Annotated in this window: 22 protein-coding genes; 9 read left to right on the plus strand and 13 right to left on the minus strand. The window is 73.0% G+C overall.

Annotation, left to right across the window (positions count from 1 at the left end):
- Positions 1-32: 32 nt before the first annotated feature.
- Entirely contained in the window at positions 33-464 is a 432-nt protein-coding gene (locus ACTHMS_RS04230) for a MerR family transcriptional regulator (RefSeq protein WP_440305422.1), read from the minus strand.
- 60 nt (positions 465-524) lie between these two features.
- On the opposite strand from ACTHMS_RS04230, the gene ACTHMS_RS04235 reads away from it, so the two are divergent.
- The 4 genes from ACTHMS_RS04235 to ACTHMS_RS04250 are packed head-to-tail and all read left to right on the plus strand — an operon-like array spanning position 525 to position 5,106.
- Positions 525-1,694, plus strand: a complete 1,170-nt coding sequence (locus ACTHMS_RS04235) for an acyl-CoA dehydrogenase family protein (protein ID WP_440305423.1) — start codon at positions 525-527, stop codon at positions 1,692-1,694.
- Complete coding sequence (locus tag ACTHMS_RS04240) at positions 1,691-3,211, plus strand: acyl-CoA carboxylase subunit beta (RefSeq protein ID WP_440305424.1); 1,521 nt, start codon at positions 1,691-1,693, stop codon at positions 3,209-3,211. The genes ACTHMS_RS04235 and ACTHMS_RS04240 overlap by 4 nt, the downstream gene beginning before the upstream one ends.
- Positions 3,208-3,405 (plus strand): acyl-CoA carboxylase epsilon subunit, encoded by a 198-nt coding sequence (locus ACTHMS_RS04245; RefSeq protein WP_440305425.1) that lies wholly within the window; start codon positions 3,208-3,210, stop codon positions 3,403-3,405. Before ACTHMS_RS04240 ends, ACTHMS_RS04245 begins: the two co-directional genes overlap by 4 nt.
- A gap of 51 nt (positions 3,406-3,456) precedes the next feature.
- Positions 3,457-5,106 (plus strand): adenylate/guanylate cyclase domain-containing protein, encoded by a 1,650-nt coding sequence (locus ACTHMS_RS04250; RefSeq protein ID WP_440305426.1) that lies wholly within the window; start codon positions 3,457-3,459, stop codon positions 5,104-5,106.
- A 117-nt stretch (positions 5,107-5,223) separates the two neighbouring features.
- Here the strand turns inward: ACTHMS_RS04250 and ACTHMS_RS04255 are convergent, their stop codons facing one another.
- Complete coding sequence (locus ACTHMS_RS04255) at positions 5,224-5,811, minus strand: nucleoside triphosphate pyrophosphatase (RefSeq protein ID WP_440305427.1); 588 nt, start codon at positions 5,809-5,811, stop codon at positions 5,224-5,226.
- 11 nt (positions 5,812-5,822) lie between these two features.
- Positions 5,823-6,968, minus strand: coding sequence for an acyl-CoA dehydrogenase family protein (locus tag ACTHMS_RS04260; RefSeq protein WP_440305428.1), 1,146 nt, complete (start codon positions 6,966-6,968; stop codon positions 5,823-5,825).
- Between the two features lie 42 nt (positions 6,969-7,010).
- Between ACTHMS_RS04260 and ACTHMS_RS04265 the strand changes: the two genes are divergently transcribed.
- Positions 7,011-7,805, plus strand: a complete 795-nt coding sequence (locus ACTHMS_RS04265) for an S-methyl-5'-thioadenosine phosphorylase (protein ID WP_440305429.1) — start codon at positions 7,011-7,013, stop codon at positions 7,803-7,805.
- Between the two features lie 153 nt (positions 7,806-7,958).
- On the opposite strand, the gene ACTHMS_RS04270 is transcribed toward ACTHMS_RS04265, so the two are convergent.
- The 3 genes from ACTHMS_RS04270 to ACTHMS_RS04280 all read right to left on the minus strand — a co-directional run bounded on the left by ACTHMS_RS04270 (position 7,959) and on the right by ACTHMS_RS04280 (position 11,322).
- Entirely contained in the window at positions 7,959-9,122 is a 1,164-nt protein-coding gene (locus tag ACTHMS_RS04270) for a sensor histidine kinase (protein WP_440305430.1), read from the minus strand.
- A gap of 8 nt (positions 9,123-9,130) precedes the next feature.
- Entirely contained in the window at positions 9,131-9,820 is a 690-nt protein-coding gene (locus ACTHMS_RS04275) for a response regulator transcription factor (RefSeq protein WP_440305431.1), read from the minus strand.
- Positions 9,821-9,885: 65 nt separating this feature from the next.
- Positions 9,886-11,322 (minus strand): ArnT family glycosyltransferase, encoded by a 1,437-nt coding sequence (locus ACTHMS_RS04280; RefSeq protein WP_440305432.1) that lies wholly within the window; start codon positions 11,320-11,322, stop codon positions 9,886-9,888.
- Between the two features lie 31 nt (positions 11,323-11,353).
- On the opposite strand from ACTHMS_RS04280, the gene ACTHMS_RS04285 reads away from it, so the two are divergent.
- Positions 11,354-12,127 carry an enoyl-CoA hydratase/isomerase family protein gene (locus tag ACTHMS_RS04285; protein ID WP_440305433.1) on the plus strand — a complete coding sequence of 258 codons (774 nt, stop codon included), beginning with the start codon at positions 11,354-11,356 and terminating at the stop codon, positions 12,125-12,127.
- A 17-nt stretch (positions 12,128-12,144) separates the two neighbouring features.
- Here the strand turns inward: ACTHMS_RS04285 and ACTHMS_RS04290 are convergent, their stop codons facing one another.
- From ACTHMS_RS04290 to ACTHMS_RS04300, 3 genes are all read right to left on the minus strand, one after another.
- The gene (locus tag ACTHMS_RS04290; protein WP_440305434.1) at positions 12,145-12,945 is read right to left on the minus strand and encodes a DUF3147 family protein; all 801 of its coding nucleotides are present in this window, start codon (positions 12,943-12,945) and stop codon (positions 12,145-12,147) included.
- A 145-nt stretch (positions 12,946-13,090) separates the two neighbouring features.
- Positions 13,091-13,324, minus strand: a complete 234-nt coding sequence (locus ACTHMS_RS04295; RefSeq protein WP_440305435.1) for an acyl-CoA carboxylase subunit epsilon — start codon at positions 13,322-13,324, stop codon at positions 13,091-13,093.
- A complete protein-coding gene (locus tag ACTHMS_RS04300) occupies positions 13,321-14,910 on the minus strand; it encodes an acyl-CoA carboxylase subunit beta (RefSeq protein WP_440305436.1) in 1,590 nt (529 codons plus the stop codon). The genes ACTHMS_RS04295 and ACTHMS_RS04300 overlap by 4 nt, the downstream gene beginning before the upstream one ends.
- A 71-nt stretch (positions 14,911-14,981) precedes the next feature.
- Between ACTHMS_RS04300 and ACTHMS_RS04305 the strand changes: the two genes are divergently transcribed.
- Genes ACTHMS_RS04305 through ACTHMS_RS04315 form a run of 3 tightly spaced genes read left to right on the plus strand, consistent with a single transcriptional unit; the run spans position 14,982 to position 18,631 of the window.
- Positions 14,982-15,767, plus strand: a complete 786-nt coding sequence (locus tag ACTHMS_RS04305) for a biotin--[acetyl-CoA-carboxylase] ligase (RefSeq protein ID WP_440305437.1) — start codon at positions 14,982-14,984, stop codon at positions 15,765-15,767.
- A gap of 52 nt (positions 15,768-15,819) precedes the next feature.
- Positions 15,820-16,500, plus strand: coding sequence for a PH domain-containing protein (locus ACTHMS_RS04310; RefSeq protein ID WP_440305438.1), 681 nt, complete (start codon positions 15,820-15,822; stop codon positions 16,498-16,500).
- Positions 16,501-16,528: 28 nt separating this feature from the next.
- Positions 16,529-18,631 carry a helicase-associated domain-containing protein gene (locus ACTHMS_RS04315; RefSeq protein ID WP_440305439.1) on the plus strand — a complete coding sequence of 701 codons (2,103 nt, stop codon included), beginning with the start codon at positions 16,529-16,531 and terminating at the stop codon, positions 18,629-18,631.
- Between the two features lie 103 nt (positions 18,632-18,734).
- On the opposite strand, the gene ACTHMS_RS04320 is transcribed toward ACTHMS_RS04315, so the two are convergent.
- Genes ACTHMS_RS04320 through pilM form a run of 4 tightly spaced genes read right to left on the minus strand, consistent with a single transcriptional unit; the run spans position 18,735 to position 21,857 of the window.
- Positions 18,735-19,334, minus strand: a complete 600-nt coding sequence (locus ACTHMS_RS04320; protein WP_440305440.1) for a hypothetical protein — start codon at positions 19,332-19,334, stop codon at positions 18,735-18,737.
- Positions 19,331-20,068 carry a hypothetical protein gene (locus ACTHMS_RS04325; RefSeq protein ID WP_440305441.1) on the minus strand — a complete coding sequence of 246 codons (738 nt, stop codon included), beginning with the start codon at positions 20,066-20,068 and terminating at the stop codon, positions 19,331-19,333. Before ACTHMS_RS04325 ends, ACTHMS_RS04320 begins: the two co-directional genes overlap by 4 nt.
- On the minus strand, positions 20,068-20,832 hold the full coding sequence (locus ACTHMS_RS04330; protein ID WP_440305442.1) for a hypothetical protein: 765 nt from the start codon (positions 20,830-20,832) through the stop codon (positions 20,068-20,070). The genes ACTHMS_RS04325 and ACTHMS_RS04330 overlap by 1 nt, the downstream gene beginning before the upstream one ends.
- Entirely contained in the window at positions 20,832-21,857 is a 1,026-nt protein-coding gene (gene pilM, locus ACTHMS_RS04335) for a type IV pilus assembly protein PilM (protein ID WP_440305443.1), read from the minus strand. The genes ACTHMS_RS04330 and pilM overlap by 1 nt, the downstream gene beginning before the upstream one ends.
- Positions 21,858-21,886 lie beyond the last annotated feature (29 nt).

The following is a 21,886-nucleotide window of genomic DNA, read 5'->3' on the forward strand; positions in this document are numbered from 1 at the left end:
TGGACCGCGGGCGGTCCATGCGGCCGTGTTGATCATGGCTCGATGTCGCCCTCGGACGCGGCCAGCTCGGCCAGCCGGGTGCGGCACTGCGTGGCGACCTCGTCGACCTCGGCGAGGGTGCGGCGCAGGTCGGCCTGGCGCACCCGCAGCTCGGTCGCGATCTCGTCCAGCCGGCCGAGCAGCACCTGCAGCTGCTTGCGCTCGGAGCTCGTCGCGCCGTCGTACATGTCGACGATCTCGCGGCACTCGGCCAGCGTCATGCCGAAGCGCCGGCCGCGCAGGATGAGCCGCAGCCGGGCGCGGTCGCGCGGGCCGTACACGCGGTTGTTGCCGACGCGCTCGGGCGACACCAGCCCCTCGGCCTCGTAGAAGCGCAGGGTGCGGGTGGTGACGCCGAGGTCGTCGGCGAGTTCGCCCACCGTCCACGTGCGGTCAGTGGTGCGCTCTTCCGTCGACCGGGCCACGCGGCTATCGTGGCTTTACGTTGACGTGAACGTCAAGGTGGCAGCTCGGGGAGGCAGACGGTGTCGTTCCAGTTGAACGAGGAGCACGAGGCGTTCCGGAAGGTCGTGCGCGACTTCGCCGAGCACGAGATCGCGCCGCACGTGCGCGAGTGGGACAAGGCGCACCACTTCCCGGTCGACACCGTGCAGAAGATGGGCGAGCTCGGGCTCTTCGGCCTCAACGCGCCGGAGGAGTACGGCGGCGCGGGGGGCGACTTCACCACCCTCTGCGTCGCGATCGAGGAGCTCGGCCGCATCGACCAGTCGATCGGCATCACCCTCGAGGCCGGGGTCGGCCTCGGCATCAACCCGATCCTGACCTTCGGCACGGACGACCAGAAGCAGCGCTGGCTGCCCGACCTCGTCGCCGGCCGCACCATCGCGGCCTTCGGCCTGACCGAGCCGGACGCGGGGTCGGACGCCGGTGCCACCCGCACCCGCGCGACCCTCGACGGCGGGCAGTGGACGGTGAACGGCAGCAAGGCGTTCATCACCAACTCGGGCACCGACATGACGTCGGTCGTCACGGTCACCGCGCGCACGAACGACCCGGCCGAGGGCGGCAGGCCGGAGATCTCGGCGATCATGATCCCGGCCGGCACGCCCGGCTTCACCGTCGAGCCCGCCTACGACAAGCTCGGCTGGCACATCAGCGACACCCACGGGCTGACCTTCGACGACTGCCGCGTGCCGGAGGAGAACCTGCTCGGCGCGCGCGGCAAGGGCTACGCGCAGTTCCTCGCCGTGCTGGACGACGGCCGCATCGCCATCGCCGCGCTCGCCGTCGGGCTCGCGCAGGGCTGCCTCGACCTCTCGCTGCGCTACGCGAAGGAACGGCACACCTTCGGCGTCCCGATCGGGGCGCGGCAGGCGGTCGCGTTCTCGCTCAGCGACCTCGCCGTGTCGGTCGAGGCGGCGCGGCTGCTCACCTACAAGGCGGCCTGGCTCAAGGACGCCGGTCGGCCGGCCGCGGAGCTCAAGCAGGCTGCGTCCATCGCGAAGCTCTACGCCACCGAGGCGGCGGTGACCGCAACACGTGTTGCGACGCAGGTCTTCGGCGGCAACGGCTTCATGGAGGAGTACCCGGTCGCGCGCTTCTACCGCGACGCGAAGATCCTCGAGATCGGCGAGGGCACGTCCGAGGTGCAACGGATGTTGATCGCCCGCGGCCTGGGTCTGCCCGTCCAGTGACCGAGAAGGAGATCAGGGCGGCGCGCGAGGCGACGCTCGCGCCGTCGCCGAACGCGGCGGCGAAGCTCGCGCAGCAGCGCAAGCTCTACGTGCGCGAACGCATCGCCCTGCTCTTCGACGACGACACCTTCGTCGAGGACGCGCAGCTCGCCAACGCGCTCGCGACCGGGCTGCCGGCCGTCGGCGTCGTCACCGGCCAGGGGCTGGTCGACGGCCGCCCGGCGCTCGTCGTCGCGAACGACCCGACGGTGAAGGCCGGCTCGTGGGGCGCGCGCACGGTCGAGAAGATCATCCGGGTCACCGAACGGGCGCTCGCCGAGGAGCTGCCGATCTTCTGGCTCATCGACTCGGCCGGCGCCCGCATCACCGACCAGGTGGCGCTGTTCCCGGGCCGGCGCGGTGCCGGGCGGATCTTCCACAACCAGGTGGCGCTGTCGGGGAAGGTGCCGCAGATCTGCTGCCTGTTCGGGCCGTCGGCCGCGGGTGGCGCGTACATCCCGAGCTTCTGCGACATCGTGATCATGGTCGAGGGCAACGCCTCGATGTACCTGGGCTCGCCGCGCATGGCCGAGATGGTCGTGGGCGAGAAGGTCAGCCTGGACGAGATGGGCGGGGCGCGCATGCACGCGTCCGTCTCGGGCTGCGGCGACAACCTGGCCGTCGACGACGAGGACGCCATCGAGCAGGCCAAGCTCTTCTTCGGCTACCTGCCGACGTGCTGGCGCGAGCCGGCGCCGGAGGTCGAGCCCGAGGCGCCGGTGGCCGAGCTCGACGACGACACCGTGCCGGCCGACGAGTCGGTGCCGTTCGACATGCACCGCGTGCTCGACGGCCTGCTCGACGCCGACAGCTTCTTCGAGACCAAGCCGCTGTTCGCCGCCGAGCTGATCACCGGCTTCGGGCGCATCGACGGCCGCCCGGTCGGTGTCGTCGCGAACAACTCGGCCGTGCGCGGCGGCGTGCTCTTCGTCGACTCGGCCGACAAGGCCGCGCGGTTCATCTGGCTCTGCGACGCGTTCAACATCCCGCTGCTCTACCTCGCCGACGTGCCCGGCTTCATGATCGGCAGCGAGGTCGAGCGGCAGGGCATCATCCGCCACGGCGCCAAGATGATCACCGCGGTCTCGGAGGCCACCGTGCCGCAGGTGTCGGTGATCGTGCGCAAGGCCTACGGCGCCGGGCTCTACGCCATGGCCGGCCCCGGCTTCATGCCCGACGCCTGCATCGCCCTGCCGACCGCCCGCATCGCGGTGATGGGGCCGCAGGCGGCGGTCAACGCCGTGTACGCCAACAAGATCGAGGCCATCGCGGACGCCGACGAGCGCGCCGCCTTCGTGGCCGAGAAGCGGGCGGAGTACGAGCAGGACGTCGACCTGCTGCGGCTCGCGTCCGATCTGGTGCTCGACGCGGTCATCGACCCGGGCGAGCTGCGCGCGGAATTGGTGCGGCGCTACGCCGTGCTCGTCGGCAAGACGCGCGTCGTCGCCGAGAAGCGGCACGGGGTGCCGCCGACGTGACCGGCGCTGCCGGTGGAGACATCGCATCGGGCGTCTCCGTACGGGGCGCGGCGTCGGCCGAGGAGGTCGCGGCCGTGCTCGCCGTGCTGCACGGCGGTGCGGCGGGCGCTGCCCGTCCCGCCGGCGTCGGCGGGTACGAGCGCTGGCGGCGCACCCGCCTCGAGGCGCTGCGACGCCGCTCACCACGCGGGTGATCCCGGCCGTCCCGACAGGACCGCGCGCCGCCCGTGCGGGAGGATCGCGGTGTGGCGCCGCGATCGGTCGAGCCGCCGTCGACGACGGTGGAGCGCACGGCCGCGCCCGCCGATCGCCCTGCACCCGCTGACCGCACCGTCGAGCCGGGGTCGCGCCGGCGTGGGTCGGCCGGTGGGCCGTTCCCGCACGCCGCCCTGCAGCACCTGGGCGACTCGCGGGTCGAGGTGGCCCACATCGCCGCCAACCTCGGTTTCGTCGTGCGCACGTGGCTGGGCATGGGCGTGCTCGCCATCGGCGCGAACGTGCTCGCGTCCGTCGTCGTCGCGGGCATGATCCTGGCGGTCAACAAGGACCTCACCGCCCACCAGCGGCTGGTCACCGAGCGCACGTCGGTGGCCTACATCAGCGCGGCCATCGTCGTCGCCGCGATCCTCGGCTCGCTCGCGCAGCGGCGCACCCTGCGCTGGCTGCTGCGCGGCGAGGTGCCGACCTGTGGCGAGGCGCGCCGGGCGGTCAGCATGCCGCGCGACGTCGCGCTGATGACCACCCTGCTGTGGGGGTTCGGCGCCGTGCTCATCCCGGCGGTCGAGCTGCTGAGCGGGGGCACCGACCGCGCCGCCGTCGGCATCTTCAGCGGGCTGGTCGTCACCGGTCTCGTGGCCGCGGGCGTCACCTACCTGCTCATCGAGCGGGCCGCCCGGCCGGTGCGGCGGCTCGCGCTCGAGGCCTGGCCACCGCGCGAGGCGCCGCTGTTCGACCTGCGCTGGCGGCTCATGCTCGTGTGGGGCTGCACCAGCGGCACGCCGATCATCGGGCTGCTCATGGTGCTCACCGTCCCCGACGCCCCGCGCACCGTCGTCATCTCGACGGCGGTCAGCGCGGCGGTGGCGGCACTGGCGGTCGGCGTGCTCGCCACCTTCATGGTCGCCCGCTCGATCGGCGCGCCCCTGGTCGAGCTGGTCACCGCGCTCGACCGGGTCGGTGACGGCGACCTGGACGTCTCGGTGCCGGTCACCGACTCGGGCGAGATCGGCGTCGTGCAGAACGGCGTGAACGAGATGGTCGAGGGGCTGCGCGAGCGCGACCGGATCAGCGACCTGTTCGGGCGTCACGTCGGCATGGCCGTCGCCCAGGAGGCCCTACGCAGCGGCGTCACGCTCTCGGGCGAGGTACGCGAGGTCGTCGCGCTGTTCGTCGACATCACCGGGTCGACGGCGCTCGCCGGTGCGTCCGACCCGGTCGAGTTCGTCGCGATGCTGAACCGGTTCTTCCAGATCGTCGTCGACGAGGTGGAGAGCAACGGCGGGCTGATCAACAAGTTCGAGGGTGACGCCGCGCTGGCCGTCTTCGGCGCGCCGATCGCGATGGACGACCCGGCGACCCCGGCACTGCGCGTGGCCCGGCACATCCGCGACCGGGTGGCAGCGACCGGCGAGGTGCAGGTGGGCGTCGGCGTCTCGTTCGGCCCGGTCGTCGCCGGCCAGGTCGGCGCCCGCAGCCGGCTCGAGTTCACCGTCATCGGCGACGCGGTCAACGAGGCGTCCCGGCTCACCGACCTGGCGAAGACCACCCCGCACCACCTGCTCGCCAGCGGCCCGACCATCGCTCGCGCCTCCGCCGACGAGCAGGCGCACTGGACGCGCTACGGCGAGAGCCTGCTGCGCGGCCGCTCGAAGTCCACCGATCTCTGGACGGCCTGACTGGATCCGCCCAGTCGAATCTCCTCAGGGACCACTCGCTGCGCTCGGGTCCATCGTCGATTCGAGGCGCGTCGCGCGGGCGGGCTCTTCGCGCGAGCGCTCATCGCGATTCGGTTGCTACTTGGCGGCGTAGCCGATCGTCTCGAGGGTGTGGCCGAGGTCGGCAAGCAGGCGACGCAGCAGGGGCAGCGAGACGCCGACGACGTTGTGGGCGTCGCCGTCGATGCCCTCGACGAACCAGCCGCCGAGCGAGTCGAGGGTGAACGCGCCGGCCACACCGAGCGGCTCGCCGGTGCCGACGTAGAGCTCGATCTCGGCATCCGAGAGGTCGGCGAAGCGCACCTCGGTCGCCGCGGCCGTCGCCACCTCGCGTCCGGACGCCGTGTCGACGAGGCAGTGACCCGTCCACAGCGTGCCGGTGCGGCCGCGCATGCGGCGCCAGCGCTCGGCCGCGACGTCCGGTGTGACCGGCTTGCCGAGCGCCTCGCCGTCGAGTTCGAGCAGCGAGTCGCAGCCGAGCACGAGCGCCGCGCCGTCGAGCCGCCCCGCCACCGCCCGCGCCTTCGCCGCCGCGAGCGCCTGTGTCAGGTCGGCCACGGACGCTGCCGTGATCGCGTCCTCGTCGACACCGCTGACGACCTGCTCGGGTGCCACGCCGGCGCGGCGCAGGGTCTCGTAACGCCCGCGTGACTGGGACGCGAGCACGAACCGCACCGTCAGAGGCCGATCGACTTCGAGATGACCGACTTCATGATCTCGGACGTGCCGCCGTAGATGCGGGTGACGCGGGCGTCGGCGTAGCGGCGCGAGACCGGGTACTCGGTCATGAAGCCGTAGCCGCCGTGCAGCTGCAGGCACTGGTCGATGACCCGGCCCTGGAGCTCGGTGCACCACAGCTTGGCCTTCGCGCCGTCGGCCGCGGTCAGCTCGCCGGCGTTCAGCAGGTTCACGCAGTGGTCGAGGAAGGCCTGCGCCACCTCGATCTCGGTGAGCAGCTCGGCGAGGGTGAACTTGGTGTTCTGGAACGAGCCGATGCTGGTGCCGAACGCCTTGCGGTCCTGCACGTACTGCACCGTCTCCTCGTACGCGGCGCGCGCCTCGGCGACACCGTTGACGGCGATCGACGTGCGCTCCTGCGGCAGCTTCTGGGTGAGGTAGGTGAACCCCTCGCCCTCCTCGCCGAGCAGGTTCTCGACCGGCACGCGCACGTCGGTGAAGACCAGCTCCGCGGTGTCCTGTGAGTGCAGGCCGAGCTTGTCGAGGTTGCGGCCGCGCTCGAAGCCCTCCATGCCGCGCTCGAGGATGAGCAGCGAGACGCCCTTGTGCCGGTCACTGCCGGTGCGCACCGCGGTGATCACCAGGTCGGAGTTGATGCCGTTGGTGATGAACGTCTTCGACCCGTTGACGACGTAGTGGTCGCCGTCGCGCCTGGCGGTCGTCCGGATGCCGGCGAGGTCGCTGCCCGCGCCCGGCTCGGTCATCGCGACCGCGGTGATGAGGTCGCCGGACGCGATGCCGGGCAGCCAGCGCCGCTTCTGCTCGTCGTTGCAGAAGGTGGTGAAGTAGGGCAGGCAGGTGTCGTTGTGCAGCGTGATGCCGAGGCCCACGCCGGTGACGCCGGCGGCCGCGACCTGCTCGGCCAGGATCTGGTTGAACCGGAAGTCGCTCGTGCCGCCGCCGCCGTACTCCTCGGGGATCTGCATGCCGAGGAAGCCGTTCTTGCCGGCCTCCTGGAAGATCTCGCGCGGGGCGATGCCGGCGCGCTCCCACTCCATGTAGTGCGGCACCAGCACCTTGTCGGCGTAGGCGCGGAAGGCCTCGCCGAACGCGAGGTGGTCGTCGTCGTAGTGCTTGCGGTCCATGCCCCACAGGGTAGGGAATGCGGGCAGCGCTAGCGTGCCGTTGTGAGCGATTCCGTGACGGACCCGGTCGGCATCATCGGCGGCTCCGGCTTCTACTCCCTGCTCGAGGGGGCGGACGAGCACACCGTCGCGACCCCGTACGGCGAACCGAGCGACGCGGTCACCGTCGGCGCGCTGGCCGGGCGGCCGGTCGCCTTCCTGCCGCGGCACGGGGCCGGGCACCGCTACCCGCCGCATCTGGTGCCGTACCGCGCGAACCTCTGGGCGCTGCGCTCGCTCGGGGTGCGGCAGGTGGTGTCGCTGTCGGCCGTCGGCGCACTGCGGGCCGACCACCCGCCCGGGCCGCGGGGGGTGCCCGACCAGGTGGTCGACCGCACGTGGGGGCGTCCGCACACCTTCTACGACCGGGCCGAGGGCGTCGGGCACATCTCGTTCGCCGACCCGTACTGCCCGCGGGGTCGGGCCGCGGCCGTGGGCGCTGCGTCGGCGCCGGTCGACGGGGGCACGCTCGTGGTCGTGAACGGCCCGCGGTTCTCGTCGCGGGCCGAGTCGCTGGAGTTCCAGCGCAACGGCGGGTCGATCAACGGCATGACCGGCATGCCCCAGGCTGCGCTCGCCCGCGAGCTCGGCCTCTGCTACACGAACCTCGCGCTCGTGACCGACCTCGACGCCGGGGTCGAGGCGGGCGAGGGCGTCACGCACGCCGAGGTGCTCGCCGCCTTCGCGGTGAACCTGCCCCGCCTGCGCGACCTGCTCGTCGAGCTGCTCGCCGCCCTGCCCGCCGAGCAGGGCGACTGCCCCTGCGGCGACCGGACGGGCCTGCCCGTCGTCGAGTGACGGATCTCGGATCGGGTGACGGACTGCGCCCGTGCGTGACGGATCGGAAGATCGGGTGACGGATCGCAAGATCGAGTGACGGCGAATTCGCCGTCACTCGATCTCGAGATCCGTCACCCCCGGCGGGGATCCGTCACCCTGAGCCGGAACCCGTCACCCGACGGTGCGGTCGGTGACCAGCGCCGGTGAGGCGTCGGACGCGAGGGGGAGGCGCACCCGGAAGACGCAGCCCGGCGGGTTGTTCATCACGTCGATCGAGCCGCCGTGCGCGTCCACGATGCCCTTGGTGATCGCGAGCCCGAGACCCGCACCGGCGGGGTTCGGGCCGTCGACGGTGCGCGCGGACGACGCCCGGTAGCCGACCTCGAACAGCCGCTCGAGGTGCTTGCCGTCGATGCCGCCGCAGGCGTCGCGCACCCGTACCTCGGCCTGCCCGTTCACGCTCGCCACGGAGACCTCGACCTCGCCGCCGTCGTGCGTGTGCCGGATCGCGTTCGCCAGCAGGTTCGTGACGGCCCGGTTCAGCTCGTGCGGGTTGCCGACCACCACCGGCATCGCCTGCACGGCCACCCCGAGGTGCACGTGCGACGCCGCGGCCAGCGGCTGCAGGGCGGCGACGGCGTCGCTGACGAGGTCGGACAGCAGCACCCGGTCGTCGCCGACGCGCAGCCCGCCGGCCTGGATGCGCGACAGGTCGAACAGGTCGTCGACCATGCGCGTCAACCGGATCACCGACTCGTGCATCTGCTTGTAGTACCGGTCGGGGTCGTCGGCGACGCCGTCCTCGAGCGCCTCGGTCATCGCCCGCAGACCGGCCAGTGGCGTCCGCAGGTCGTGGCTCACCCACGACACCAGCTGGCGGCGCGACGCCTCGAGCGCCTGCTCGCGCCGGCGCCCCTCGGCCAGCATCGCGGCGGCGGCCTGCAGTTCGCGGCGGGCCTGTTCGAGCTCGCCGCCGAGGCGCCGGTTGTCGGTCGGCACCCGCCCCTCGCCGACGTCGGCGATCGCCGCGCGCAGCACCCGGCTGTCGGCCGACACTCGCCGCACGGCCGCCACCGCGGCCGCCGTCGCCACCACCGCGGTCACCGCGATGATCACGATCGTCGCCACGTGCTCGTGCGCGGGCAGCAGCATGCCGCGCACGCTGCCGACGACCGCGGCCGCCGTCGTCGCCGACGCCGTGATGATCACCGACGAGAGCAGCCCGCCGATCGAGCGCGTGCGCAGCGGCGTCGTGCACAGCCACGCCAGCGCCCCGCCGACCGCCGCGAACAGCAGCGCGAGCAGGATGTTGGACGCGTCCAGCATCATCGGCATGCCGATGCTCAGGCGGGGATCTCGAGCCGGTAGCCGATGCCCCACACCGTCTGGATGAGCGTCGGGTTCGTGGGGTCGTCCTCGACCTTCTCGCGCAGGCGCCGCACGTGCACAGTGACCGTCGACTGGTCGCCGAACGTCCAGCCCCAGACCTCCTTCATCAGCTGCTCGCGGCTGAAGGCCTGGCCCGGGTGGGCGAGCAGGAAGGACAGCAGGTCGAGCTCGCGCACGGTGAGGGCGAGCTCCTGCCCGTGCTTGGTGGCGCGGCGGGCAGCGGTGTCGACGGTGATCGCGCCGGCGGTGAGGGTGCTGCGCTGCGCCGGTGTCTGCTGCGCGGCGGTGCGGCGCAGCACCGACTCGATGCGCAGGATGAGCTCGCGCGGCGAGAACGGCTTGGTGACGTAGTCGTCGGCGCCGACCTCGAGGCCGACGATGCGGTCGTCGGGCTCGCTCAGCGCCGTGAGCATCACGACCGGCAGGTTCGGGAGGTCCTTGCGCACCTGCCGGCACACCTCGAGGCCGTCGACGCCCGGCAGCATCAGGTCGAGCACGACCAGGTCGGGCGGCGCCGTGGCGATCGCGTCGAGCGCGGCCTGCCCGTCGGCGACGCGCGCCGCGGTGTGCCCGTTGCGCTGCAGATAGCCGACGACCACGTTCGCGACGGTGTCGTCGTCCTCGACCACCAGGACCTGTGCCATGGGCGTCAGCCTAGGCAGCGGGCGGCCGTTTGCGGAGCCCGCGCGGCTTACGGGGTGCTGACGGATCAGCCGAGATGCCGCAGGGCGCGCCAGAGCACGGACACCGGCTGCCTCGGGCCCGAGCAGCGCCAGACCGGCATGCCCTGCTCGTCGTTGTCGACGTCGAGGCCGTTGTCGATCGTCGCGACCTGCGTGACATGGGCGAAGCGGGCGGCGAGGTCGGCCCGGTCGAACCCCACCGCGATGACGGTGGACGGATCGCCCGGCGGGGGGCCGAGCGCCCACAGGCTGTTCTGCGTGCCGAAGACCGCGATGTCCGGACGGTAGTGGGCGATGGCGCCGTCCTCGCCGTAGTTGCCGGTGATCACCGGTGCGTGCGCGCGCTCGGCCTCGGCGGCGACGGTGGCGGCGAAGCGGGGCCAGCCGATCTGCTCGCCGCTGTCGTAGTTGATGGCGACGATCGGCGTCGCGTGCAGGTCTGCCGCGGGCACGATCGGCAGCGTGATGACGGCGACCGGGACGGCCGACAGCACCACGAGCAGCGGGACGAGCACCCGACGCCGCCCGCGCGCCCAGCCCAGCACCGGCTCGGCCGCGGCCGCGAACAGCACGGGATAGATGCCGACGAGGTAGTACGGCTTGCCGCCCGTGACGACGAAGAAGACGAGCAGCAGGCCGTAGGCGACGGCCAGGAAGCGCCACCGGGCGTCACGCACGAGCCGCACCAGACCGGCGATCCAGAACGGGGCGAGCGGCGGGCCCACCTGCAGCAGCAGGTTCGGGACGAAGCCGGCGCGGGACGAACTGGTGCCCGAGCCGCCGCTCGCGATCGCCTTCGCCAGCTCGAGTTGCGGCCAGCCGTGGCTCGCCTGCCAGACGAGGTTGGGCGCCCACAACGCCGCGCCGACGAGCGCGCCGCCGGCGAGCCACGGCGTGCGCAACGGCTCGCGCGGCCCGGCGACCAGCAGGCCGATGAGCAGGGCCAGCAGGAAGAAAGCGGGCAGCGTCTTGATCTCGAGCGCGATGCCGGCGAGCAGTCCGAGCAGCAGCCATCTCGGCCCGCCGAGCCGCAGCGCCCGCAGCAGGGTCAGCGTCATGGCCGCCCAGAGCAGCAGGTCGTACGTGGTCGTCGAGGCCAGGTGCGCGCTGCCCATGAGCACGCCGCACGCGGCCATGCACGCCGCGGCGAAGGTCTGCCCGCGGCGGTCGGCGCCGAACTCGCGCGCGACCAGCCCGGTCAGCAGCACGACGGCGCCACCGGCCAGCGCGCTCGGTAGCCGCAGCAGCCACAGGTGGTGGCCGGCGGCGTCGAGCGCGTGCGCGAGCAGCGGCACGAGCGGCGGCTGGTCGACGTAGCCGAAGGCCGGGTGGCCGCCGATGACGAGGAAGTACAGCTCGTCGCGGTGGTAGCCGTACCGCGAGCTGAAGATCAGCTCGAGCGCGGTGAAGGCGGCGGCGAGCAGCACGACGGGGCGCAACGACGCCCCCCGGCTCGGCCGCATGATCGACATTGTCGCTCATTACGCTGCGTCCATGGCCCTCGTCCGACTCGACCACGACGGTCCGCTCGCCGTCATCACCTTCGACTCGCCGCCGCTGAACCTGTTCACCTCGGCCCTCATGGCCGACTTCGCCGAGGCGATCGGCGCGGTCGAGTCGTCGAACGCCCGCGGGCTGCTGCTGCAGGCCGAGGGACGCGCGGTGAGCGGCGGCGTCGACGTGCACGAGTTCGAGCCGCTGACGCCCGCGACCGGCGCTGAGCTCTGGCGCTCGTGGTTCGAGACGATCCACCGGCTCGAGGACCTCCCGATCCCGACCGTCTTCGCCGCGCATGGGCTCTGCCTGACCGCCGCGTTCGAGATCGCGCTCGCCTGCGACCTGCTGCTCGCCGCGCCGCGGGCGAAGTTCGGGCTGGTCGAGCGGGTCGTCGGGCTGACGCCGTCGATGGGCGGGCCCCAGCGCCTGGTGTCGCGCGCCGGACCGGCCCGCGCCAAGGAGCTCATCTACACCGGCGGCCTGTACGACGCGGCCACGCTCGCCGCGTGGAACGTCGTCAACGTCGTGATCGAGGACGAGGACTTCCGCGCCGCCGCCCACGCGTACGCACTCGACTTGGCGAACGGGCCGACGCGGGCGCACGCGGCGACCAAGGCGATCGTCGCGGCCGCCGTCGCGAACGGGCCGCGTGCCGCGGACGAGGTGACGCCCGGGATCAGCGGCGCCCTGTTCGGCACCGACGACCTGCGCAACGCCGTCGCGTCCTTCCTCGCCGACGGCCCTGGCAAGGCGACGTACACCGGCCACTGACGCGCGAGGCTTGCGCGTCAGTCCGGCTCGTCGGCACCGTGGCCGGTGGCCCAGGCGGCGAAGTAGGTGCCCAGCCCGACGACGGCCCAGGCGAGCGCGGCCAGGCCGAAGGTGGCCGCGGGGTGCAGGCGGGTGAAGCCGGCAGCGCCGCCCAGGGCGAATGCGACGAGGCCCAGGGCGCCCGCGGTCGCGCCCCGCGCGTCGTCGCGGCAGGCCGAGCGGCCCTCCTGGTTGCGCATGAGCGTCAGGCTGGCCAGCAGGATGGCGGGGAAGGCGAGGAACGCGCCGCCGACCACCGGGGCGGTGGTGCTGCCGATGACACCCGCGAGCGCCGAGGTGCCTGCGCCGAAGGCGAACCGCACCAGCCAGTGCCGCGGCTTGGTCTGCTTGACCTTGGACGGGTCGCAGGCCAGCGCCGGCCGCCGGATCGGCGCGCGCCGGGGCACCCGGGCAGGCACCGCGACCGCCGCCGAGCCCGCCGACGTGGCCGCGGCGAGCGGCAGTGCGGCGGCGGTGACGGCGCACCAGGCGAGCAGCGCACCGGCCGCCGCGTGCCGCGTGCCGAACCGCCGCATCGCCGGCGGCGCGACGGCGCAGTAGACGACGAACCCCACCGCGCCGGCGACCATGCCGGCGCACGCCGCCCGCGCGTCCGCCGGACCCTTGGCGAGCACCGTGACGGCGAGGCTGGCGAGTGCGACCGACGGCGCGGCGGCGAAGACGCCGGCGAACCGCTTCGGCGACAGCGTCTCGGCCAGCAGCGCGAAGACGAGCACGAGCACGCCGCCCGCTGCGGCCTTGGCCACGATCTCCCACACCGCTGCGTCATCCTCCGTTCACCCCGTGGTGAACAGGGATACCCGGACGGCGAGATCACGACGCACAGCACGAACCCCCTGCTCGGGCTCGTCCGAAGGGTCAGGAATGGGCCACAGCAGGGGGTTCGTCAGGTGGAGGGCGGCCTCAGGCGAGCCAGGTGGCGCGCCAGGCGCCCGGGCCCGGCAGCAGCGGGCGTCGCGTGCCGCGGGCCGGGTCGTTCCAGCGCCCGCGGCGGGGTGCCTCGGGCGCCGCGGCGACGCCGCCCGCCCCGGCCGCGGTCACCAGGGCGGTGAGCACGGCGAGCTCCTCGGGCGTCGGCGACCCGCTGACGATGCGCAGCACCGGCCGCTCGCCGGTGCCCTCGGCCGGCGCCGTCACAGCGGGATGTTCCCGTGCTTCTTCGGCGGCAGCGTCTCGCGCTTGTTCCGCAGCATGCGCAGCGCCTTGATGACGTAGGTGCGCGTGTGCGACGGCGGGATGACCGAGTCGACGTACCCGCGCTCGGCGGCGATGTACGGCGTGACGAGCGTGTCCTCGTAGTCCTGGATCAGCTCGGCGCGCGTCGCCTCCGGGTCGTCGGCCGAGGCCAGCGCCTTGCGGTGCAGGATGTTGACCGCGCCCTGCGCGCCCATGACCGCGATCTGGGCGGTCGGCCACGCGACGTTGATGTCGGCGCCGAGGTGCTTCGAGCCCATGACGTCGTAGGCGCCGCCGAACGCCTTGCGGGTGATGACGGTGACCTTCGGGACCGTCGCCTCGCAGTAGGCGTAGATCAGCTTCGCGCCGCGCCGGATGATGCCGGTGTGCTCCTGCGAGACGCCGGGCAGGAAGCCGGGGACGTCGACCAGCGTCAGGATCGGGATGTTGAAGGCGTCGCAGGTGCGCACGAACCGCGCGGCCTTCTCGGACGCGTCGATGTCGAGGCAGCCGGCGAAGTGCATCGGCTGGTTCGCCACGACGCCGACCGGGTGGCCCTCGACGCGGCCGAAGCCGACGATGATGTTCGGCGCGAACAGCGGGTGCACCTCGAGGAAGTCACCGTCGTCGAGCAGGTGCTCGATGATCGTGTGCATGTCGTAGGGCGTGTTCGCCGAGTCGGGGATGAACGTGTCGAGGAACGCGTCGTCCTCCTCGACCGCGTCGCTGACCTCGGTGTCGTACACCGGCGGCAGGTCGAGGTTGTTGGACGGCAGGTAGCTCAGCAGCGCCTTGACGTACGCGATCGCGTCGTCCTCGTCGCTGGCCAGGTAGTGCGAGTTGCCGCTCTTGGTGTTGTGGGTGCGCGCGCCGCCGAGTTCCTCGAGCGTGACGTCCTCACCGGTCACCGTCTTCACGACGTCGGGGCCGGTGATGAACATCTGCGAGGTCTGGTCGACCATCACGATGAAGTCGGTGAGCGCGGGCGAGTACACGTGCCCGCCGGCCGCGGCGCCCATGATGAGCGAGATCTGCGGGATCACGCCCGAGGCCATGACGGTGCGGTGGAAGATCTCGCCGTAGAGGCCGAGCGAGACGACGCCCTCCTGGATGCGCGCGCCGCCGCCCTCGTTGATGCCGATCACCGGGCAGCCGGTCTTCATGGCGAAGTCGAGCACCTTGACGATCTTCTCGCCGTAGACCTCGCCGAGGGCGCCGCCGAAGACGGTGACGTCCTGGCTGAAGACGCACACCGGGCGCCCGTCGACGGTGCCGTAGCCGGTGACGACGCCGTCGCCGAAGGGCCGGTTCGCGTCCATGCCGAAGTTCGTCGACCGGTGCCGGGCGAACTCGTCCAGCTCGATGAACGAGCCCTCGTCGAGCAGCGCCTCGAGCCGCTCGCGGGCCGTCTTCTTGCCCTTCGCGTGCTGCTTCTCGACGGCGCGCGCCGACCCGGCGTGCACCGCCTCGTCGTAGCGGCGGTGCAGGTCCGCGAGCTTGCCGGCGGTGGTGTGCGGGTCGACGGAGTCGAGCGGCTCAGCTGCCATGCCCGAGAGGGTAAACCGGGCCACCGACAGGAACGCACCGGTAGGGGAGGAGAGTGACGTACGGTGCGGTGATGGCCTCTGCCGACCCAGCCGCACCCTCCGCCCGCACCCCGCTGGACGCGCACCGGCTCGCCGCCGCCCCCTGGCCGGTCGAGGTGGTCGCCGAGACCGCGTCCACCAACGCCGACCTGCTCGCCCGCGCCGCGGCCGACGGGGGGGCCGACCGGCTCGTGCTCGTCGCCGAGCTCCAGACCGCCGGACGCGGCCGGCTCGACCGCGGCTGGGAGTCGCCCGCCGCCGCCGGCCTCACCTTCAGCGCGCTCGTGCGCCCGCCGGTGCCCGCCAACCAGTGGGGCTGGCTGCCGCTGCTCACCGGGGTCGCGGTGCACGACGTGCTGTCCGGCCTCACCGACCACGTGACGCTGAAGTGGCCGAACGACGTGCTCGTCGGCGAACGCAAGGTCGCCGGCCTGCTCGCGCAGTCCAGCGGCGGCGCGGCCGTGCTCGGCGTCGGGCTGAACGTCAGCACGACGGCCGACGAGCTGCCGGTGCCGACGGCCACCTCGCTGCGCATCGAGGGCGTCGACGCCGACCGCACCGACGTGCTGGTCGCCCTCGTCCGCGCCCTCGACGCGCGCTACCGGGCCTGGCTCGACGCGCACGGCGACGCCGAGGTCTGCGGGCTGACCCGCGCCTACCGCGAGGCCTGCGGCACGCTCGGCCGCCACGTCGCGGTGACCCAGCTCGACGGCACCACCCTGCGCGGACGCGCCACCGACATCGACGACGCCGGCCGGCTGCTCGTCGACGGCGATCCGGTCGCCGCGGGCGACGTCGAGCACCTGCGTCCGGCCTGACGGGGGGCGCGCCCAGCGGCTACGGTGGGAGCCCCGACAGCTGGAGGTTGCCGTGGCGTATCCGGACAAGGTGCTCGCCGAGGACGAGAAGGTCGTCGAGCACCTCCACCCGCACTGGATCACCCTCGTCCCGGCGACGCTGTGGTTCCTCGTGATCTGTGCCGGTCTCGGCTTCGGCATCGCCTACGCCCCCGACAACGGCACCGGCCGCACGGTCGTCCTGATCCTGCTCGTCGTCGTCGCGGTGGTGCTGTTCTGCTGGCTCACGGCGGCGCCGTGGATCCGGTGGAAGACCACCCACTACGTCTTCACCACCCACCGGGTGCTGATCCGCCGCGGCATCCTGCACCGCACCGGGCGCGACATCGCACTGCCCCGCATCAACGACGTCGCGTTCAGCCAGTCGCTCTGGGACCGCATGGTCGGCGCGGGCACGCTCACGATCGAGTCGGCCGGTGAGCAGGGGCAGGAGGTGCTGGTCAACGTGCCGAACTCCGACGACCAGCAACAGCTGTTGAACCGTCTCATCGAGCAGGACCACGACCGCCGCGCCCGCAGCTACGGCTACCCGCAGGGCGGCTACGCCCCGCCGCAGCAGCCGGGCTACGCCCAGCAGCCGCCGTACCCGCCCCAGCAGGCCGGGTATCCCCAGCAGCCGGGTTACCCGCAGCAGCCGGGCCACCCGCAGGGCCAGCCGGGCTACCCGCCGACGCAGCAGTACCCGCCCCAGTGACGGTCGGGGGTCCGCACAGCTCGTGGTGTTGAGGTCGCCGCACTTCGGTGCGTGGTTGCTGGGGCTGGACGTCGAGGCCATGACCGCGCTGCTTCGCAACCGCCCGGAGGTGCTGTACCAGCCGGCGCCCGAATCGTTGCTCGAGCTCGCGTTGCGGCTCGACCGCCACGACCTCGTGCGCGAGGCGCTCGACCGGCTGCCGCTGCCCTGCACCCAGATCGCCGAGGCCGTGACGGCCCACGACCTCGAGACGTCGGTCGCGGCGCTCGCGCAGCTGCTCGCCGGCGAGGGCCCCGAGCACCTCGAGGCGGTGGCCGGGTGGGTCGACGTCATGGTCGACCACGCGCTGCTGCGCCGTGACGGCGACCGGCTCGAGGGCTCACGCGCCTTCGTCGACCTCTTCGACGATCCCTACGGCGTCGCCGCGCACGAGTTCATGGCCGGACGCACCCGGGCGCCGTACCGGCTCGGGCACTGGCGCGCCGCGGTCGACGACATGGTCGCGCACGGCTTCCGCGCGCCGTTCGAGCCGCGTCCGATCGGGTTGCACGCCTTCCCGATCGACGATCCGCGGTGGCCGGAGTGGTCCACGGCGGCGGTCGGCCGCTTCGCCGACGTCGTGATGGCCGTGCTCGACCGGCTGGCCCGCGCGCCCGTCCCCACCCTCAAGAGCGGTGGCATCGGCGCCCGCGAGATCGCCCGGCTGGCGAAGGCCGTCGACGCGGACGACGCCGAGGTGCGCCTGTCGCTGGCACTGCTGTTCGAGGTCGGCGCACTGCAGTACCTGCCGGCGCGCGCCCCGCAGGATTCGGCGACCTGGGGACCGTCGGCTGCCGCCGACACCTGGCGCGCCCAGCCTCCGGCCGAGGCGGTGGCCGAGCTGCTGCACGTGTGGTGGTCGCTCGACCACAACCCCACCCAGCTGACCGAGCGGGGCGCGCGGGTGGCCGTCCTGCAGCCCGAGCGCCACCCCCGCTACCGCACGGCGCGGCAGCGGTTGTTCGCCTACTGGTCCGCCGTCCGCCTCGGCCACGCCGTCGACGTCCCGAACCTCGCGGCGGTGATCCTCTGGCACCACCCGTTCACGCTGGTGCCGGAGGAGGGTGTCCAGGCCTACCGCACGGTGGTCGATGAGGCCACCCGGCTCGGCCTGGTCGCCGCAGGCGGGCTGACCGCCCTCGGCCACGCCCTCGCGGCGGGCGGCGAGGACGTGACGTCGATGCTGCGGGCTGTGCTGCCCGACGCCCACGACAGCGCCATGTTCGGGGCCGACCTGACCGCCGTCGTGCCCGGCGTCCCGGTCGCCCGGGTGAGCCGGTTGCTCGACGCCGCAGCCGACCGCGAGGGCAGTGGGGGCGCGACCGTGTGGCGCTTCACGCCCGGCTCGGTGCGGCGCGCGCTCGACGAGGGCTACTCGGCCGCAGGTCTGCTCGAGGATCTCGCCGCCGTGGCGTCGGCCGAGCTGCCACAGCCGTTGCGGTACCTCGTCGAGGACGTGGGTCGCCGGCACGGGCACATCCGGGTGGCGCCGGCGGTGAGCGTGCTGCGCAGCGACGACGAGGTGCTCGTGCGGCAGCTCGCCGGCGACCGGAGCCTGCTGCATCTCGGGCTGCGGCAGCTGGCCCCGACGGTGCTCGTCGCCGCGGTCGACATGGCCACCGCGCTGACCGGGCTGCGCGCCGCGGGGTACCTGCCGATGCCCGACGGCGAGCTCATCGACCTCACGTCCGGCCATGCGCCGCGCGACCCGGTGGTGCAGGCGCGGAACGGTTCGACCAGGCCGCGTCGGCTGCTGTTCGGCGAGCCGTTGCCGCCGGCCGATCCGGCGGTCGTCGCGCAACGCCTGTCGAGGCCCCGGGCGGAGACCGACACCCGCACGCCGACCGAGCACGAGCTCGTGCGCTTCGGCGCCGACGGGCTCGACCTCGACGAGATCCGGCTGCTCGCCCACGCCATCGACACCGGCGGCCCCGTGACGATCGACTACCTCTCGGGCACCGGCCGGATCACCCGGCGCACGATCAGCGCCGCCACCCTCGACTTCGGCGTCCTCATCGCGTACTGCCACCTCAAGGACGCCGAGCGCCACTTCCGCGTCGACCGCATCGAGGGCGTCCTGCCCGCGACCTGACCGGCATCCCCGCGTCCGACCGGACCCTCATGGCCCGGACGACCCATGCCCGGCTCCGACCATCAAGATCCGGGGGCGCCGGCACGATCCGGGACGCGGGCGCTCAGCCGGCGAGCTTGACCGTCGTGCCGCGCAGCGACGTGTGGCACCGGTCCTGCGCGTCGCGGGCGATGAGGTCGGCGTCCGCCGCCACCTTCGCGAGCTCGTCGCCCTTCGGCACACTCGGCCGGCTGCCGCCGGTCACCACGCCCAACAGCAGCTCGCCGACCTTCTGCCACGCCGAGGTGAGCGAGGTCGGCGCGACGGCGGTGAGCTCGGCGAGGTAGGCCCGCGTCGCCGCGTGCAGAGCCGGGTCGGACGCTGCGACGCCCGAGGTGAGCGACGTGCCCGCCGACACCGTCTGCCGCAGCATGCGGCAGTAGTCGGCGCGCGAGGGGTGCAGCGTCGACGCGGCGGACGTGGGGTGCTGCACGTCGATCGGGCTGCCCACCCCTCCCGCGGCGTCAGACCACCAGCGCACCGCCGTGAACGAACGCGTCGCCGCGCCGGTCGCAGCACCCGTCGTGGCGTCCGACCCGGTGCCGACCGGCGACGACGGGTTCACCGCCGCGCGCGGCGTGCCCGACGACGTGCACGCGGCGGTGTCGAGCAGCAGCGTGCCGAGCAGCACGCCGCCGAGCACGACCCGTCGCGCGCGGGTCACTTGCCGGCCGCCGCGGCCTGCAGCTGCGAGCTCTCGGCCGCGGTCGCCGGGGCGACGAAGGCCGAGAAGGTCATGACCAGCTGGGGCACCTGTGCCGTCTTGGCGGTGGTCTTGTCGGGGATCCCCTCCATGATCGAGGTGATGAGCACGGCCCGGGGCTGCACCGCCTGCAGCTGGGTGAGGAACGCGTTCAGCGCGTCGACCGACCCGGACACCGTGGCATTGATCGGCAGCGCGTAGACCCGCGGGCCGGTGGCGACCGCCGCGGCAGGCGCGGGGTTCGACGAGCCGTTGAGGATGGACGCGTTCGCCGCGGCCACGTTCGTCGGCGCCGCGGTCGGCCTGCTCGCCGTCGCGACGGTGCCGGTGGTGGCCACCGTGGTCACGTCCACCGGGGTGCCCGCGGTCAGCGACGACACGTCGCTGTTCGTGGCGCTGCCGATGTTCTGCAGGCTGCGCAGGAAGGTCGACAGGTCGCTCGTCTGTGGCAGCGCCTGGCGCGCGGCCGCGGCGGCGGCCTGGTACTTCGCGCGCTGCTTGTCCTGCTGCTGCAACTGGGCGAGCTTCGCCTGCAGCTGCGCGTTGGCGGCCTGCGCCGACGACACCTGGTCGCGCACCGAGGCCGTGTCGTCGCGCTCGGGGCTGATGAACAGGAGGTAGCCGAGCAGCAGCATCACGACACCGACGATGGTGCCGCCGATGAGCCACAACCGCTCGGTCTGCGAGCGCGCCATCACTTGCCTCCTGCCGTGGTGCCGGTGGTGCCGGTCGCGCCGGTCGCCGCCGGTGCGGCCGCGTAGCGACCACCGAGCACGTCCGTGGTGAGGACGGCCTGCACGGTGAAGCTCACGCCGTTCAGGATCACCGTGACGTTGGCGGGGTACGGGGTGGCGAGACCCTTGACCGTGGCGAGACGGTCGACGTACGCCGCCACTGCGTCCTTGTCGCTCGCCCGGCCGGTGATCGTGAGCGAGCCGACGACCGGCTTGCCCGACGTGTTCAGCACGGCGATGCCGCTGCTGGTGTTCGTGGCCACCGACGCGCCCGCGCCGCTGATGATCGTGCCCGTCACGTTGAGGAGCGTGACGTCGGCACCGGCCTGGCTGCGCAGGGTGGCCAGCATGTCCTTCCAGCTGAGGTCACCGGTCATCAGCTTGTGCAGCTGCACGGCGACCGTCGACGACACGCGCTGCGCCTCGGTCAACGGGGCGAACCGGTGCTGCTGGTCCTGCAGCGCCACCGTCTGCTGCTGGGCGGAGGTCAGGTCGTCCTCGGCCGAGTTCGTCTGCCACCAGGACAGGCCGTACCAGAACAGCAGGAACGCGAGCAGGGCGCTGAGCGCGATGATCACGTGCCGGCGCAACTGGTCGGTGCGGCGGGCGACGACGATCTCGTCGGGCATGAGGTTGGCGCGGATCGCGACCAGTCGCGAGTTCGGGCTCGGCCGGGCGTCGGCCGGGTCGGCCAGCGCGACGGGCGCGGGGGACGGGCGGACCATCAGGCTGCTCCCAACGTGAGGCCGATCGAGACTGCGGCCGACGAGCGGAACCGGCCGAGGATGTCGTGCTTGCCGCCCCGCCGCGGATCGCTCACGCGCTGCAGCGGGTCGGACAGGTAGGCGGGCACGCCGATCTGGCGCGTGAGTGCGCCCGGCAGGCCGGCGAGCATCGACGCACCGCCGACGAGGGCGAGGCGGGTGACGCGGTCGTCCGGGTGCGCCGTGCCGAAGTAGTTCAGTGAGTTGCGGATCTCGGTGACGAGCGGGCGCAACGCCTCGGCCGCGACGTCGGCGGCCTCGCTCGACTCGGCCGCGTCGAGCCCGACCCGGCACTTGAGCACCTCGGCCTCCTCGGTCGAGATCCCGAGCCGCGACGCGAGCATCTTGGTCACCTCGGCGCCGCCGCGGGGGATGGTGCGCACGATTTTCGGCACGCCGTCGGTGTGGATGACGATCGTCGTGGCGTTCGCGCCGATGTCCAGTACGGCCTCGGTGTCACTGTTGACATGGGCGGACGCCCGCAACGCGGCGAAGCAGGCGAGGTCGACGTGCACGACGTGCAGGTTCGCGGCCTCGACGGCGCGCACCATGTCGATCACCGCGTCCTTCGGCGCGGCGATGAGCAGGCCGTGCACGGAGTCGGCCTTGCCCGGATCCTCGAGCGGGTAGAAGTCCAGCAGTGCCTGCTCGACCGGCAGTGGCAGCACGTCGCGCACGAGGAACGGCAGCGCCTGCTTGAGCTCGCGCGCCGGCAGGTTCGTCACGTCGATCTCGCGGACGACCATCTGCTGGTGCGTCACGCCGAGCACGATCTTGCGGCTGCTGAAGTCGTGCGCCGTCCAGAGCTGACGCAGCGCGCCGGTGACGGCCTTGTCGTCCTTGACGACACCGGCGACGACGGCGCCGGCCGGCAGGAAGGACTGCCCGAAGTTGCTGACGACGGGCCGGTCCTTGGCCGCGGTCGCCTCGACGGCGCGGATCGAGGTCGATCCGACGTCGAGCCCGACGAGGGTGGTTCCGGACATCACTGCTCCTGGATGGTCGGAGGGTGGAC

The organism is Jatrophihabitans sp. (genome assembly GCF_051960575.1).
GTDB lineage: Bacteria > Actinomycetota > Actinomycetes > Mycobacteriales > Jatrophihabitantaceae > JBQCEE01.